Origin of the sequence: Streptomyces sp. FXJ1.172, assembly GCF_001636945.3 — a bacterium.
Lineage (GTDB): Bacteria > Actinomycetota > Actinomycetes > Streptomycetales > Streptomycetaceae > Streptomyces.
The window spans coordinates 737,378-752,630 of sequence record NZ_CP119133.2 but is presented as its reverse complement, the minus strand read 5'-3'; the positions used below and the strand labels follow the sequence as shown (position 1 = coordinate 752,630).

Below are 15,253 nucleotides of genomic sequence, written 5' to 3'. Positions count from 1 at the left end.
CGTTCCGCACAACCAGGAGAGGCAGGCCCTGTGGTCGAGTCGCAGACCGTGATCGCCCCGCCGGCCAAGTCCGCCGTGTTCCTCGTCTTCACCATCGCGTCCGGGGGCGAGGCCGTCGTACGCGACCTGCTTCCGGACCTGGCGGGACTGCGGCGGTCGGTGGGGTTCCGCTCTCCAGACGCCGGCCTCACGTGCGTCGCCGGGATCGGCTCCACCGCCTGGGACCGGCTCTTCGCCGGGCCGCGCCCGCGCGACCTGCACACCTTCGTGCCGCTGACGGGCACCCGCCACCACGCGCCGTCCACCCCGGGCGATCTCCTGTTCCATCTGCGGGCCCGCCGCATGGACCTCTGCTTCGAGCTGGCCCAGCTGATCGCCGAACGGCTGCGCGGGGCGGCCACCGTGGTCGACGAGGTGCACGGGTTCAAGTCCTTCGACGAACGCGACCTCCTCGGCTTCGTCGACGGCACCGAGAACCCCGAGGGCCGACTCGCCGACGACGCGGTGTTCGTCGGCGACGAGGACCCGGAGTTCGCCGGTGGCAGCTACGTCATCGTGCAGAAGTACCTGCACGATCTCACCGCCTGGAAGGCGTTGCCGATCGAGGAACAGGAGAGGGTCATCGGCCGGACGAAGCTGAACAACGTGGAGCTGCCCGACGACGTCAAACCTGCCGACTCCCATGTCGCCCTCAACACGGTCACCGACGAGGACGGCAACGAGCGCAAGATCGTGCGGGACAACATGCCGTTCGGCCGCATCGGGGACGGGGAGTTCGGCACGTACTTCATCGGCTACGCCCGCACGCCCGAGGTGATCGAGCACATGCTGCGCAACATGTTCCTCGGCGACCGCCCGAACGTCCACGACCGGATCCTGGACTTCTCCACCGCGGTCACCGGCTCCCTCTTCCACGTGCCGACCGCCGACTTCCTCGACGATCCGCCCGGCCCGCCCGTGAGCACCCGCGTGGTGGAGGGTTCGCTGGGCATCGGCAGCCTCAAAGGAGCCTGATCACATGTCCACGCCCACCGAGAGCAACAACCTGCACCGCGATCTCGCCCCGATCACGCCTGCGGCGTGGGAGCAGATCGAGGACGAGGCCCGTCGCACCTTCCTGCGCAATCTGGGGGGCCGTCGTGTCGTGGACGTGACGGGGCCCGACGGACCCGCGCTGGCGGCGGTGGGCACCGGTCACCTCACCGGCATCGACCCTCCCGCGCAGGGTGTCACCGCGCGGCTGCGCCAGGTGCAGCCGCTGGTCGAGCTGCGGGTGCCGTTCAAGGTCGGCCGGGACGCGGTGGACGACGTGGAGCGCGGCGCGCAGGACTCGGACTGGCAGCCCGTGAAGGACGCGGCGCGCACCATGGCGTTCGCCGAAGACCGAGCCGTCTTCGGGGGATACGCGGCAGCGGGCATCGACGGACTGCGCGGGCGCACCTCCAACCCGGTGATAGCCCTGCCGCCGGAGCCACGCGACTATCCGGACGCGGTCAGCCGGGCCCTGACGACGCTGCGGCTGGCCGGAGTGGCCGGCCCGTACGCGCTGCTGCTGGGCGCCGACGCGTACACCGCGGTGAGCGAGACGTCCGACCACGGGTATCCCCTCGCGGAACATCTCGGCCGGCTGCTGGACGGGCCGCCGATCTGGGCGCCCGCACTCGACGGCGCCTTCCTGCTCTCCACCCGGGGCGGCGACTTCGAGCTGCGTCTGGGCGAGGATCTCGCGATCGGCTACACCGCGCACGACGCGAACGAGATCGAGCTGTACTTCCGGCAGACGCTGACGTTTCTGGTGTACACCGACGAGGCCGTGGTCGCCCTCACCTCGTGAGCACATCTCTTTCTCACCGCGTGAGCAGGCCACGTTCAGGCCGCCCCGGTCACGACCGGCCGGCGTTCAGGCGCACCGCCTGTGCCGCGGTCGCCAGTTCGGCGAGGGGGGAGCGGCTCGTTCAGCGACCGGCCGGTCAGCTCCCGGATCCGGTTCAGCCGGTACCGGACCGTGTTGGGATGGCAGTGCAGGATGCGCGCGGCACGGTCGGCCGAGCCGCCGTGGTGCAGGAACGCGTCGAGGGTGTCCAGCAGCGCGTCGCGGTCCTCCGGCGGCAGGTCGACCACCGTGCCGAGCACCTGCTGCGCCAACCGCCGTCCCTCGCCCGGGTCGTGGGCTATGAGGGCGGCCAGCGGGCTGGGGCTGAACACGCGTACGTCGGCCTTGCCGGCCGGGATCTCGGCGAGCGCCGTCCGGGCCAGATGCAGGGCACGCGGTGTCTCGGTGAGCGAGACGTACGAGGGGCTCATGCCGGTCCGCGCGCCGGGCGCGGCGCGAATGACCTCCAGCACGGTGGCGCTCTGCTCGTCGCGCATCGCCACGATGCCGGCCTGTGTGGTGGGGGTGAGCTGCCACGCTGACACGATGCCGCGCTCGGCGAGGAGCCGCTCCACCCCGATCAGGCTCTCCTCGGCCAGACCACAGGTCTCCGCGGCCACCACGACCAGCTTGGAGTCCAGGGGCAGACCGAGCAGCTTGCCCACTTCCCACGGCCCGGCCTCCCCCGCCGGCCGGCCGGTGAACAGGGCCTCCACCAGTGCCGAGCGCCGCCGTTGCTGCACGGCCATGAGTTCGGCGGTCGCCGGCCGGTAGGCCTCCATGAGCACCAGCGCCTGCTCGTCCGCGAGCCGCCACAGTGTGCTTGCCGCGTCCAGCAGCGCATCCATGGGGTCCGGCCTGCCGTCGTGGCGTGCGTGTGCCACGAGCGCGTCGAAGAGCATCGAGCAACCGATCCGGTAGACCTGCAGCACCTCGGGCAGCGGTGCCCGCTGGTGCGCCCGGCGCGGGCCGGTCTCCGAGGGTGCGGCCAGGTCCGGTGTGACATGCGGATCGCCGAGGCCGCTGATCATGAACCTCAGGTTGAGGGCGATCGAGCGGTGCAGGTCGTCGCGCGGTACGACGTCGTCCTCGCGGTAGAGATCGATGCGTTCGCACACGGCCGCTCACACGTCGTCGATCAGCTCGGGCAGCTGCTGTCCGGCCCAGGCGACCAGTCCGGTGAGCGCGGCGCGGCGTGCCCGGCCGGTCCCGTCTGTGCGGCTTCGATCACCCATGACCATTCCCGTCCGGCCTCTGACATGCTACGCGCGGCGGCAGGCCGGTGCCGGGCGCCCGGTCAGCGCGGGGTGGTGCTCGGCCGTGGTGCCGTGGGTTCCAGGCGGACCACGACGCCCTTGGACGTCGGTTGGTTGCTGATGTCGGCCACGCTGTCCAGGGGCACCAGGACCTGGGTCTCCGGATAGTACGCGGCGGCGCAGCCCCGGCTGGTCGGGTACGGGACCACCTCGAAGTCCTCGGCGCGGCGCTCGGCCTCGTCGCTCCACACGCCGACCAGGTCGACGTGCTGTCCTTCGATCAGGCCGAGTTCGCCGAGGTCGGCGGGGTTGACGAGCACCACCCGGCGGCCGCCGTGGATGCCCCGGTAACGGTCGTTGGGCGTGTAGGGGATGGTGTTCCACTGGTCGTGGGAGCGCAGCGTCTGCAGCAGCAGGTGCCCCTCGGGAAGGTGCGGCGCCTCGCAGGCGTTCCGGGTGAACAGCGCCTTGCCCACGGCGGTGGGGAACACGCCCTCGTTGACGGGGTTCGGCAACTGGATGCCGCCGGGGCGGGCCACGCGCCGGTTGAAGTCGTGCAGTCCCGGCACGATGCGGGAGATCCGGTCACGGATCGTGCCGTAGTCGGCCTCGAACTGCTCCCAGGGGATGTCGGGCTTGCCGTTCAGGGTGCGGCGGGCCAGCCGGCACAGGATGGCGACTTCGCTGAGCAGGAGCTTGGAAGCCGGCCTCAGCCGCCCACGGGAGGTGTGCACCTCGCTCATCGAGTTCTCCACGGTCACGAACTGCTCCCCGCCCGCTTGGACGTCCCGTTCGGTGCGGCCGAGCGTGGGGAGGATCAGTGCGGTCCGCCCGCAGACGGTGTGGGACCTGTTCAGTTTGGTGGAAATGTGCGCGGTCAGGCGGCAGTTGCGCATGGCGGCCTCGGTGACCTCGCTGTCGGGCGCGGCCCGCACGAAATTGCCGGCCAGCGCGAGGAAGAACTTGACACGGCCCTCACGCATCGCCCTGATCGAGTTCACAGAGTCCAGTCCGTGGGCGCGCGGCGGGTCGAAGCCGAACTCCCGCTGCAGCGCGTCCAGGAAGGAGTCGGGCATCTGCTCCCAGATGCCCATGGTGCGGTCGCCCTGCACATTGCTGTGGCCGCGCACCGGGCACGCGCCGGTTCCGGCCCTGCCGAGGTTTCCGCGCAGCATCAGGAAGTTGACGATCTCCCGGATGGTGGGGACACCGTGCTTGTGCTGCGTGACTCCCATGGCCCAGCAGACAACGACCCGTTCGCTGCGCAGTACGTCGTCACGGACCTTCTCGATCTCCCTCCGCGTCAGCCCGGTCGCCGCGAGCACGTCGTCCCAGGACAGCGCTCGGACGTGGGCGGCGAAGCCTTCGAAGCCGCTGGTGTTGGAGCGGATGAAGTCGTGGTCCAGGACCTGCCCGGGCCGGGCGTCCTCGGCCTCCAGCAGCAGCCTGTTGAGTGCCTGGAACAGCGCCAGGTCGCCCCCGGCGCGGATGTGCAGGAACCGGTCGGCGATCTGCACTCCGCGCCCGATCACCCCGCGCGCCTTCTGCGGGTTCTTGAACCTCAGCAGCCCGGCTTCGGGCAGGGTGTTCACGGCGATGATGCGAGCGCCGTTGAGCTTGGCCTGTTCCAGCGCGGACAGCTGCCGCGGGTGATTGGTTCCGGGGTTCTGCCCCACCAGGAAGATCACGTCGGCGTGGTGCAGGTCGTGCAGGCTGACGGTGCCCTTTCCCGTGCCCAGCGTCTCGTACAGGGCGAAGCCGCTGGACTCGTGACACATGTTGCTGCAGTCGGGCAGGTTGTTGGTGCCCAGCGCCCTGGCGAAGAGCTGCAGCACGAACGCGGCCTCGTTACTGGCCCGCCCCGAGGTGTAGAAGACGGCCTCGTCGGGGGTGTCCAGGGAGGTCAGCTCGGCGGAGAGCAGTCCGAAGGCGTCGCTCCAGCTGATCGGCTCGTAGTGGTCGGACCCGGGCCGCTTCACCATCGGTTCCGTGAGCCGTCCTTGATGGTTCAACCACATGTCGGACTGCCGGCTCAGGTACGAGACGCTGTGCTCGCGGAAGAAGTCCGCAGTGACGCGGCGCGTCGTGGCCTCGTCGTTGATGTGCTTGGCGCCGTTCTCGCAGTACTCGTTGCGATGGCGGTGCCCCGGAGAGGGGTCCGCCCAGGCACAGCCGGGGCAGTCGATGCCATCCACCTGGTTCATGGTCAGCAGGTCCACCCCCGTCTTCAGCGGGGAGGTCTGCTGCAGGGAGTACTCCAGAGCGTGCACCACGGCGGGTACGCCCGCGGCCCATTTCTTGGGCGGCGTTACGGTGAGTTCGTCCTTCGGCCGTTCGCCGGGGGGCTTGGTCATCGGGTTGCCTCTCGCTCGTCGTCGTCCCGCACGAAGTCAGCCGACCGGCCAGCAGGGCACCCGGCTCCTCGGCGGTTCCGGCTCCACGGGCCGTACACGTCCGTTGCGGATCGTTCCCCGCCAGGACCCGCCCGCCTCCCCGAGACCCTCGATGTACTCCTTGAAGTGTCCGAGCTGCGTTCGCACGACGCGTCTGGTCAGCGCGGGTACGACGAGGAGCGCGCCGGCCACGCCGCCCGGCTCGACCTCCAGCCGCACGCTGACCGACGTGCGCCCCTCCTCGGTGGACCGGAACGACACCTCTCCGCGGTGGGAGGGACGCCGCTCCAGGCTGCGCCAGGCGAGATGGGAGTCGGGCTCCTGCTCGACGATCTCCGCCTCGAACTCACGGCACACCGGTCCCATGCCGACGACCCACGTGGTGACGTTGGGCTTGACCTGCTGGACCCGTTTCACCACGGTCATGAACCGCGGAAAGCTCTTGAACTGCGTCCACTGGTCGTACGCGGTGCGCACTGGCACCGCGATCTCGATCGTTTCCTCGATGGTATGCATGGCCCACCCATCTCCAGGCGCCGTGGTCTCCCAGTCTCTCCGCCCGGCAGGTGGGCTGCCACGCGAAGGGCAGGCCGTCCGCGTCCGTGCCGCTGTCACCCGGCGCCGACGGCGATCTCGCCGGGACCGCAGGCGGACGCCTCGGCCCGGCTCGGGTGCTCCTCTATTCCGTGGGCTTGCCCGGGCCGGGGACGGGCCCGAGCAGCACCGGTGCCCAGGGGTGGCCGGCACCCCACCAGTTACTCGCCGCCATCTCGGATCCCGAGGAGCGCTGGGCAGCGATCAAGAACCCCCCGCTGGACGTGCGGACTGGCAAGCGGCGGTGGACGCCGGAGACGGCCCGGCAAAGGGTGGGGGCCACCACGGGCCGGGACCCGGACGGTGCAGGAGAAGATCGAGGCCGTGCACGACCTGGTCGTTGACGAGCAGGTCGCGGCCCAGGTGGCGACCGACCTTCTGCGACGTCCCTCGGTCGCCTTCAAGGCCATGACCGACCACACGGCTCGGCATCAGGTCAACCACGCCCAGGTCGAGCAGGCGCGCCGGCTACGTGAGGCGGACGAGCAGCAACTCACCGGCCCGGTGGGCCCGTTCGAACCTGACGTGCGGCGGATCAACCACGCGCTGGAGTTCTTGGACCTGGCCGGGGCCTGTCAGCGGTTCGTCGCGGCCGCGGGCCGGATCATGCCGTCGCTGCGGGAGCGGCGGTTGTCCGAGGACGAGCGGGAAGCCGTGCACCGCAACGTCGACCGCGTACGGGCCACCTGTGAGTGGATCACCACGGCCGTGGACACGGGCGAGGTCGACGTGGACGAGGAACTGGCGAAACTGCTGCGAGGCGAGTAGCCGTGCCCCGGTCCCAGCGCCGGGGCGATGCGGCACGCGATCACGCGGAAGCGATCTGGCGAGTGCACGTGCTGCTCACCGAGGGCCGCCGCCTGATCACCGGCACCGGCACCGTCGCCCCGCCCGCCGCCCTGGACCCGGACGACAAACGCCTGCGCCCATTCCCCGCCGGTGGCCCCCTGACGGGGAGCCGTCTGGCTGCGCCTCCGTCACCTTCCGTGATCAATGGATCGGGGGTCAACACTGGAGGGAAGCACCGACCAGGGCCTGCTTCGCCTGTCACTGCAGTTGGTTGAATGCCTCGTCGGCGTCGGCCACGGCCTCAGGGTGAACGTCGCTGGCAGTCCGCCCTTCAGCGATCTTCTGCCAGTTGGCCCGGGCGAGCACCCGCTGTATCGCGAGCACCTGAGCGGCCCGCACGTGTGCCTGGATGCCTTCGCCGAGGACGGCCGCCAGAGCCTCTTCGTCCTCGAGCTGGTACCGCGTGAGTCGTCCCGCCAGGCTCGGCGTGGTGAACACCAGCCGATGGAACGCCACCACCTGTGGATGGTCGTTGAGACCGGTGACGGGGTCGTAGCGGTCGAGGGCGGCCCGGAAGTGCCTGTGCAGCGCCGTCACCGGCTTGATACCGGCCTCGCGGTCACGTACGACCCGCGCCGCCTCGCCCTGGTGGTCCGTGAACCGGTGCAGTACCAGGTCTTCCTTGGCGGGGAAGTACCTAAAGAGGGTCGGCTTGGAGATCTCGGCTGCCGCGGCGATGTCGTTGACCGAGACGCGGTCGAAGCCGTGCTCCAGGAACAGCGATACGGCCGCGTCGGCAATGGCGTCGCGCGTCCGCTCCTTCTTGCGGGCCCTCAGTCCCGTCGGCTCGCTCATCTGACTACCGTAACATCAATCATTACCAGGTTGCTTTTTTAACCGAGTAACGTTTTTATGGGCGGCATGAGTCAGACAGACAGTCCTCCCGTGCTCGTGACCGGAGCGACGGGCCGGATCGGCCGCGCCGTCATCGACCAACTCCTGGACGCGGGCGTGCCGGTCCGCGCCCTCGCCCGTCGTCCTGAGGAGGCGGCTGCGACGCTGCCGGCGACGGCCGAGGTCTTCACCGGCGACCTCACCGCGCCCGATTCGCTCGACGCGGCATTGAACGGCGCCGGTGCGGTCTTCCTCGTCTGGACCGCTCCGCCCCAGACCTGTGCCGACGTCGTGGCGCGCCTGGCAGCCCACGTGCCTCGGGTCGTCTTCCTCTCCTCCCCGCACCGGACCCCGCACCCCTTCTTCCAGCAGCCCAATCCAATGGCGGCCCTGCACGCCGATATCGAGCGGCTCATCGCGGCAACCGGACTCGAGTCGACGATCATCCGGCCGGGGATGCTCGCCTCGAACTCGCTGGCCTGGTGGGCCCCCGCGATCCGCGCGGGCGAAGCCGTCCGTTGGCCCTACGGCGCTGCCGAGACGGCACCGGTCGATGACCGCGACGTCGCAGCCGTCGTGGCACGGACGCTCTGTCAGGACGGGTACATCGCAGGGGACTACGTCCTGACGGGGCCGGAATCCCTGACCCAGGCCGCGCAGGTGGGCGTCATCGGCGACGCCCTGGGACGCCGGATCGCATTCGAGGAGATGACACCAGACGAGTTCCGTGATCTGTCGCAGGGCACGGCGCCCAGCTCGGTCGTCGACATGCTGCTCGCCGCTTGGAGCGCGGCGGTCGGACAGCCCGCCTACGTCACCACCGCGGTGCGCGACATCCTCGGGACGGCGCCGCGAACGTTTCGCCAGTGGGCCGGCGACCATGCCAGCGCGTTCACGAAGGATTCATAAGCTCGTCGGCGCGACGTCCGTCCCGGGCCTCCGCCTCCGCGGCATGCCGGGCGCGCAAGGCAAGCTCGTACCGATCGGAAGCGACACACCCCGTACCAGCAAATCGAGCCCGAGCCGGTGACGTCACGATCTGTGACACAGCTTCCCCGTGTGCCCATTGAACTGGTCGTTCATGGGGAGCGGTAACTGGCCGTACTCGGGGAAAGGATCTTGGCCGCTGACAAACCCGGCAATCAGTCACGTCAGCCACATGGTACCCAACCTCAGGCGCGACCGAGCGAGCCCTGCCGCCCGCCGTCGGCGTTGATCACAGCGGGCTACGGCACGTCTTCCGGCGTGTTCGGGATGCCCGCCGTGGCGACGCGTCGCAGGGGCATCAGCCTCGCGAGGACGAATGGACGGAAGAGCGTGATGGGGAGCAACCTCACCGGTGACGCTTCCCCAAGGCCGGGTAGTTAGCGTTTTTGCAGCTCACGCAAAGGGCGTCGTTTCCTGTATGACCGCCGCGTAGCATCCCGTGCAGACCCATCAAGACCTTTGCCCTCAGATCCGCTGGCACATCGTCGTGGCCGCAGGCACGATTGACCAGCCGCTTCACCTGCTGCTCCAGTCCATACTTGTATGCGGGGTGGTGGTTGTGCGCTGGCAGCATCCGCTGGCCGTCGTCGGCGTCGTTGCGGCCGCCGTTCTAGGGCCTGTGTCGAAAGTGGCTGGCCGTGACTCTGTGGCCTGTGTTTCTATTCCGGAGTGAACATCGAGAGCTCCGGGGTGCCTGATGAGAGGCCGAGCCTCTGCGTCCGGCAGAGGGCTGATGGTGATGTTGAGGAGTGTGTGCGGGTCCTCGCGGAGGTCCATCAGCTTGACGGCTATCCGGTGAACTGGCCTGATCGGCCGGGCGAGTGGCTGTCACGCGGTCCCGTGCTGGGCTCCTGGGTTGCCGAGTTCGCAGGCCGCCTGATTGGGCATGTCAGTTTGTCGCAAGGCGGCGAAGGTGATCTGGCCCCGATGTTGTGGAGTGAGCGGAACGGGGCGACGCGGGGTATGACCGCCGTGGTCGGCAGACTGTTCGTTGCCCCGCAGGCGAGGGGACATGGGATCGGTGCGCTGCTGATCGGCCGAGCAGTGGAGGAAGCGCGGCGTCGTGGCCTGCATCCGGTGCTCGACGTCGTCGCATCCGATACTGCCGCGGCAGCCCTGTATGAGCGGCTGGGCTGGAAGCTGATGGCTACAGTCGAGCAGCAGTGGAGCCCGCACCAGACTGTGGCCATCCTCTGTTACGCAGCGCCATCGTGACGTGGCCGGTCATAGCCACTCGTTGATGGCAGCGACGAGGACGGTCGCTTCGTAGCGGACCGCGAGCTTGTCGTACCGGGTGGCCACGGCGCGGTGCCTCTTGAGACGATTGATGCCACACTCGACCGCGTGCCGGGCCTTGTAGTCCTGCGGGTCGAACTTCGGCGGCCGGCCGCCGCGGAAGCCGAGTTTCTTGCGGTTACGGGCCTGGTCGGCCTTGTCCGGGATGGTGCAGAGGATCCCGCGCCGCCTCAGGTAAGCGCGGTTCTTCCGGGATGCGTACGCTTTGTCGGCGCGCACCCGATCGGGCCGGGTGCGCGGCCTGCCCGGTCCGGGACGCGGGACACGGACCTTGTTCAGGACGGGCTCGAACTGCGGGGAGTCGCCCCGCTGCCCGGCCGTGATCACGATGGACATGGGCTTCTGACCCTGTTCGACGGCCAGGTGCAGTTTCGTGGTCAGGCCGCCGCGCGAGCGCCCGAGACCATGGTCGTCCGGTTCGATGCTGACGCCGCCAGGTGGCTCCTTCTGCAGCTCCCCTTTTTCCTCGCGCCGGCGGCGTGCTGGTGGGCCCGGCACACCGTGGAGTCGACGTTGATGTCCCAGGTGATCAGCTCTTTCGCGTCGGCCCGGGCCTGGAGCGCCGTGAAGATTCGATGCCAGGTGCCGTCCCGTTGCCACCGGCGGAACAGGTCGTAAGCCCGGCTCCACGGCCCGTACTCGGCGGGCAGGTCCCGCCACGGGATGCCGGTGCGGACCCGGAACCGTATGCCGTCGATCAGCTGCCTCCTGGCCCACGCCGGCGGCCGTCCGGGCTTCTTGCCTTTCGGCAACAGCGGTTCCAGTACTGCCCATTGCGCGTCCGTCAGATCTCCACGTGCCACGAACCAAGATCATCGCACCATCAAGATCCACTTTCGACACAGGCCCTAATCGCCGTGATCTGATGGGCCCTGACCGGCCTGCCCCTGAGCAATGCGATCTGGGGGGGGGCGGCCCAGGCGAGTCACGACATGACCTGGTGCGCCTTCCTGCGCCCTGATGGGCCGGTGCGGCGGGACGGCCCGCTCGACCAGGACAACGAGTTCATGATCGGGCAGATGCAGCGGGTCGAAGACCGCGTCCACGAGTTCATCCGCGAATCGGACCTGGAGCACGTCTCGCTGGCTGTGACCGGCGGCCGGATCGGCCTGTGGCACCAAGCAGCCTCGACCCGCTCAGGACGCAGCGGGCACGTGGCCCTCGGGTACTTCTGGCTGTGGCCCGACCGCAGCACCGCTCTGCCCTACACCTTGGAACACGAACTCGCCCATCTGCGCCAGAATGACGCGCGGACTCACCTGGGCATCACGACGTTCCGCGCGGCCCTGCTCGTACTGTGCGCCGGGCTCCTCACGCTCGCTCACGCTGTCCTCGCCCTGGCCGTCTTCGCCGCGGTCGGCATCGGCTACCAATGGTGGGTTGAGCTGGCCTGTGATCGCGACGCCGCACGGTACTGCGGCCGCCATGTCGCGGTCACTTCCTGGAAGCAAGATCTGGCCGACAGTCACGAGATCCCTCTGCCCCGACGAGTCTTGGGTGCTTTCCTGGCGCTACGGAGCCATCCGCCGACGGCGCTGCGCCTGTGGTGGGCCCGCCACGTCCCGTACCAAAGCGCCTGATGATCCTGCCGGTGCCTCTCATCTGGCCGGGCGGCGGGGTGGCACCGTTCGCTGCGGTGGCTTCCCGGATCGCTTCGGGCAGCTTGAATCGTCCGACGGCATCGGCGAGCCGGTCGTCGTGGGTGAAGACCACCACCTGGCGGGTGGCGGCGACCTCGTCGAGGACGCGGGCCAGACCTTCCGCCCGACCTCGGCGGCGTCAACGCCGAGGTCGGGCGGACGGTATTCGGCCAGCCTGGACCTCCGCCCCCGCGACGAAAGATTCGGGTCAACGCCGATAGGTGAGATAGACGAGGTCTTCGATGGTGTCGGTTGCAGCGAGGTGCCAGTGTTTGGCGTCGGCGGTGTCGCTGAAGAGGTGGGTACCTTGGCCGATTACCAGCGGAAAGACGACCAGGCGAAGCTCGTCGATCAGGTCGTGCTCGACCAGTTCACGCACCAGCAGGGAGCTGGCCCAGATCATGATCGTTCCGTCGACGTTGGCCTTGAGCTTGGCCACTTCGGTGGCGGCGCTACCGTTCAGCACGGTGGTGTTGGTCCAGGACGGGTCGGTCAATGTGCTGGACAGGACGTACTTCGGGATGCTCCTGGTGAGTTCCGCGACGGGGGTGGTGCCGTCGGCGTAGCGGGGGGCAAAGAATTCGTAGGTGCGGCGGCCGAACAGCAATGCCTGCACGCCACGCGTGTCGTGGACGATGCGTTGGATCCATTCTTCGTTGGCGGCCGCCGACAGGTTGTTGCGCCAGTCGAAGGCGCTGACGCTCTCTTCGCCGATCGGGTCCTGCATGACACCGTCGAGAGTGATGTTTTCGAAGACGGCGATCTGTCCCATTGGGTGCTCCTATTGTTCGAGGTCACCGAGGTAGATCCGGGTCGCGGCGAAAACTGGGCGGTGCGCGCCGCCCAGTTTCTCCGGGGCGCGGGGTCGGTTTGGTTGACGGCTTGTCCGGCCGGATCCGCTAGCCGAAACCCTCGGCGCTCGACCGGCCCGAGGAGAGGACGATGCGGTGACCGCAGAGCTGATCGCCCGGTGCCGGGCCGGCGACGCCGACGCGTTTCGCGAACTCGTTGAACCGTTCCGCCGGGAGCTGCTGGTGCACTGCTACCGGTTCCTCGGTTCGATGCACGACGCCGAGGACGCCCTGCAGGAGACGTTGTTCGACGCCTGGCGGGGGCTCAGCGCGTTCGAGGCGCGGTCGGCGGTACGAACCTGGCTTTACCGCGTCGCGACGAACCGCTGCCTCAAGGTGTTGCGGGCCGCCAGCAGGAGGCCGCGAATGGCGATCCCCGGTACCAGCGCAGCTGGGTTGGAGCTGCCCGAGCCGTCTGCCCACGGCGAGGTGGTCTGGCTCGAGCCCTATCCCGACATGCTGCTCGACGGGGTTCCCGACAGCGCGCCCGGACCCGAGGCGCGCTACGAATCGAAACAGGCGATATCGCTGGCGTTCGTGACCGCCGTCCAGCTGCTGCCACCGCGTCAGCGCGCCGTGCTCATCCTGCGGGACGTACTCGGCTACCGTGCCGCCGAGGTCGCCGAATTCCTTGTCACCACTGAAGAATCCGTCACCAGTGCCCTCAAACGGGCCCGCGCCGGCGTCCGAGCACAGACGTCCCGATTCGGCGCCACGCAACCACCACCTCCGCCCGACTCGCCATGTGAGCGGCAGCTCGTTGACGGCCTCACCCGGGCCTTCGAATCCGGCGACGTCGACGGCGTGGTCGCGCTACTCGCCGACGACGTCCGCCTCACGATGCCGCCGCTGCCGGTCGAATACCTCGGCCGCGAAGCGGTCGCCCGTCTACTGGCCGCCGTCTTCCACCGGATCACCAGTTACCGCCTGGTCGCGACCCGGGCCAACAGTCAGCCGGCCTTCGGCGTTTACCTGCTGGACCGCCAGACGGTCACTTGGCGCGCCACCGGCTTGCTGGTCCTCACCCTCGCGGCAGAGCGCATCTCCGCAGTGACCCGCTTCGAAAACAGCCACCTACCCCGCTTCGGCCTACCCCGCACCCTGCCATCCGACCACTACTGACCTTTGCGGCGTGTTGTCGTTGGGGGCTGACGATGTGTGATCGTCGCGGTATGCCGGTTGTGTGAGATATCCGCAGGGTGGTGGGCTGACGCCTGAACGGCAGGCGTTTCGCGAGCGGATCCGGCTGGAGGCTGCGGAGCGGTTCGCTGCGGGTGCCTCCAACGCCGAGGTCGCCAAGGACTTACGGGTGAGTGTGCGCTCGGTGCAGCGCTGGCGCCGAGCCTGGCACGACGTCGGGACCGAGGGGCTGCGCTCTGCCGGGCCCGTGTCACGGCCCAAGCTGAGTGAAGCCCTGGTCACCATGCTCGAGCAGGAGCTCGCCAAGGGGCCGGTCGCACACGGTTGGCCGGACCAGACGTGGACGCTGGCGCGGATCAAGACGCTGATCGGGCGCCGCTTCCACAAGGGCATGACGCTGTCGGCGATCGCGCGGATGCTGCACCGGCACGGCTTCAGCCACCAGGTCCCGGCCCGCCGGGCCACCGAGCGCGACGAGGAGGCCGTGGCGGGCTGGGTGAAGGAGACCTGGCCGCAGGTGGAAGGTCCGTGGCGGCGCTCGACGCCTGGCTGTGCTTCGAAGACGAAGCCGGCTTCTCGATGACGCCGCCCACCGCACGGACCTGGGCCCGGCGCGGACGCACACCCCTCACCCGGGTGAGGGGACGCTCCCAGCGCCGCTTCTCCATCGCTGCTCTGGCCTGCTACAAGCAGGGTGAACGCTCACGGCTGATCTACCGGCCCAAGCGGCATGTCGATCACAAGCGGGGCGGCAGACGCAGTTTCACCTGGACCGACTACCGCGACCTGCTCATCGCCGCACACCAGCAGCTCGGCGCACCCATTGTGCTCGTGTGGGACAACCTCAACGTCCACAAGGACCGCCGACTGCGGGAGTTCATCCACACCCGCGACTGGATCACCTGCTATTTCCTGCCGGCCTACGCACCGGACCTCAACCCTGTCGAGGGCATCTGGTCACTGCTGCGGCGCAGCAGCCAGGTGAACATCGCCTTCACCGACCCCGACCACCTCATCAGCACGCTCCGACGTGGTCTCCGCCAGATCCAGTACCGCAGCAACCTCATCGATGGATGTCTCGCCGGAACCGGACTCACGTTGACGACATCACGACAACAACGTCAGTAACAAGGCCGAGCTGTTCCGCTCGGCCGCCGGGGGAGGAGCCCACGTTGCATGCAACACAACTGGCAACGGTGTCCCGGTGTGGTGCCCTGGCCTGGCCAAACACTATGCCAGGGAGTGGAGTTGATGCCTGCAACATGGTGCTGCGGGTGCTGCACTGCGGATCACGGTGTGCAACGCCCCATGCTTTGTGTCCCGGGCGGCAAGCCGCCGTTGTGCCGATGACAGGCTTCCTCGCTCTGAGCGGGGAGACCAAAGCGGGGGAGACCAGGGACAAGCCCTTGTCAACAGCTCGATCTGCTCTCGTGCTCCTGTTCGCCGGTGGCGTCGCGACGGCTCTGTCCCTGTCGGCCAGCGAGGGCACAGCCCGTAGTGCCCTCGCGGGGCTGGGGGCTGCCGCACTGGCGGTGCCGTT

At 68.9% G+C, this 15,253-nt stretch carries 14 protein-coding genes and 2 pseudogenes; 9 read left to right on the top strand and 7 right to left on the bottom strand.

Annotation, left to right across the window (positions count from 1 at the left end; genetic code table 11):
* The first annotated feature begins 30 nt into the window (after positions 1-30).
* Together A6P39_RS03665 and A6P39_RS03660 are read left to right on the top strand one after the other, a co-directional pair.
* Positions 31-1,014, top strand: coding sequence for a Dyp-type peroxidase (locus A6P39_RS03665; RefSeq protein ID WP_067057482.1), 984 nt, complete (start codon positions 31-33; stop codon positions 1,012-1,014).
* 4 nt (positions 1,015-1,018) lie between these two features.
* Complete coding sequence (locus A6P39_RS03660) at positions 1,019-1,834, top strand: family 1 encapsulin nanocompartment shell protein (RefSeq protein WP_067057479.1); 816 nt, start codon at positions 1,019-1,021, stop codon at positions 1,832-1,834.
* 35 nt (positions 1,835-1,869) lie between these two features.
* Here A6P39_RS03660 and A6P39_RS03655 read toward each other — a convergent pair whose 3' ends face one another.
* The 3 genes from A6P39_RS03655 to A6P39_RS03645 form a co-directional block, all read right to left on the bottom strand.
* A complete protein-coding gene (locus A6P39_RS03655) occupies positions 1,870-2,991 on the bottom strand; it encodes a PucR family transcriptional regulator (protein ID WP_234379328.1) in 1,122 nt (373 codons plus the stop codon).
* Between the two features lie 179 nt (positions 2,992-3,170).
* Complete coding sequence (locus tag A6P39_RS03650; RefSeq protein WP_067057476.1) at positions 3,171-5,483, bottom strand: FdhF/YdeP family oxidoreductase; 2,313 nt, start codon at positions 5,481-5,483, stop codon at positions 3,171-3,173.
* Between the two features lie 36 nt (positions 5,484-5,519).
* Positions 5,520-6,038, bottom strand: coding sequence for an SRPBCC family protein (locus A6P39_RS03645; protein ID WP_067057472.1), 519 nt, complete (start codon positions 6,036-6,038; stop codon positions 5,520-5,522).
* Positions 6,039-6,088: 50 nt separating this feature from the next.
* Here A6P39_RS03645 and A6P39_RS03640 point away from each other — a divergent pair, with 50 nt between their 5' ends.
* Together A6P39_RS03640 and A6P39_RS03635 are read left to right on the top strand one after the other, a co-directional pair.
* A complete protein-coding gene (locus tag A6P39_RS03640) occupies positions 6,089-6,460 on the top strand; it encodes a DUF6192 family protein (RefSeq protein WP_331454087.1) in 372 nt (123 codons plus the stop codon).
* Positions 6,420-6,884, top strand: a complete 465-nt coding sequence (locus A6P39_RS03635) for a DUF6192 family protein (RefSeq protein WP_067057469.1) — start codon at positions 6,420-6,422, stop codon at positions 6,882-6,884. The genes A6P39_RS03640 and A6P39_RS03635 overlap by 41 nt, the downstream gene beginning before the upstream one ends.
* Before the next feature lie 279 nt (positions 6,885-7,163).
* Here A6P39_RS03635 and A6P39_RS03630 read toward each other — a convergent pair whose 3' ends face one another.
* Positions 7,164-7,760 (bottom strand): TetR/AcrR family transcriptional regulator, encoded by a 597-nt coding sequence (locus tag A6P39_RS03630; RefSeq protein WP_067057466.1) that lies wholly within the window; start codon positions 7,758-7,760, stop codon positions 7,164-7,166.
* 66 nt (positions 7,761-7,826) lie between these two features.
* On the opposite strand from A6P39_RS03630, the gene A6P39_RS03625 reads away from it, so the two are divergent.
* Complete coding sequence (locus A6P39_RS03625; RefSeq protein ID WP_234379327.1) at positions 7,827-8,708, top strand: NAD(P)H-binding protein; 882 nt, start codon at positions 7,827-7,829, stop codon at positions 8,706-8,708.
* A 424-nt stretch (positions 8,709-9,132) separates the two neighbouring features.
* Here the strand turns inward: A6P39_RS03625 and A6P39_RS03620 are convergent.
* A pseudogene (locus tag A6P39_RS03620) lies at positions 9,133-9,327 on the bottom strand (hypothetical protein); the annotation flags it as partial.
* A gap of 212 nt (positions 9,328-9,539) precedes the next feature.
* Here A6P39_RS03620 and A6P39_RS03615 point away from each other — a divergent pair.
* Positions 9,540-10,001, top strand: coding sequence for a GNAT family N-acetyltransferase (locus A6P39_RS03615; RefSeq protein ID WP_067057460.1), 462 nt, complete (start codon positions 9,540-9,542; stop codon positions 9,999-10,001).
* 9 nt (positions 10,002-10,010) lie between these two features.
* Here A6P39_RS03615 and A6P39_RS03610 read toward each other — a convergent pair.
* Positions 10,011-10,885 (bottom strand): annotated as a pseudogene (locus A6P39_RS03610) (IS5 family transposase).
* Positions 10,886-11,014: 129 nt separating this feature from the next.
* Between A6P39_RS03610 and A6P39_RS03605 the strand changes: the two are divergent.
* Complete coding sequence (locus tag A6P39_RS03605) at positions 11,015-11,662, top strand: M48 family metalloprotease (protein WP_275883796.1); 648 nt, start codon at positions 11,015-11,017, stop codon at positions 11,660-11,662.
* Between the two features lie 268 nt (positions 11,663-11,930).
* On the opposite strand, the gene A6P39_RS03600 is transcribed toward A6P39_RS03605, so the two are convergent.
* Positions 11,931-12,494, bottom strand: a complete 564-nt coding sequence (locus A6P39_RS03600) for a dihydrofolate reductase family protein (RefSeq protein ID WP_067057448.1) — start codon at positions 12,492-12,494, stop codon at positions 11,931-11,933.
* Positions 12,495-12,669: 175 nt separating this feature from the next.
* On the opposite strand from A6P39_RS03600, the gene A6P39_RS03595 reads away from it, so the two are divergent.
* Together A6P39_RS03595 and A6P39_RS45350 are read left to right on the top strand one after the other, a co-directional pair.
* Positions 12,670-13,695: a sigma-70 family RNA polymerase sigma factor gene (locus A6P39_RS03595; protein ID WP_067057445.1), complete on the top strand. Its 1,026-nt coding sequence runs from the start codon at positions 12,670-12,672 to the stop codon at positions 13,693-13,695.
* Between the two features lie 61 nt (positions 13,696-13,756).
* Positions 13,757-14,841 (top strand): IS630 family transposase gene (locus A6P39_RS45350; RefSeq protein ID WP_443052809.1). Its coding sequence is split into 2 segments (ribosomal slippage): positions 13,757-14,282 and positions 14,282-14,841, totalling 1,086 coding nucleotides; the frame shifts between segments, so codons are not numbered across the junction.
* Positions 14,842-15,253: the final 412 nt, after the last annotated feature.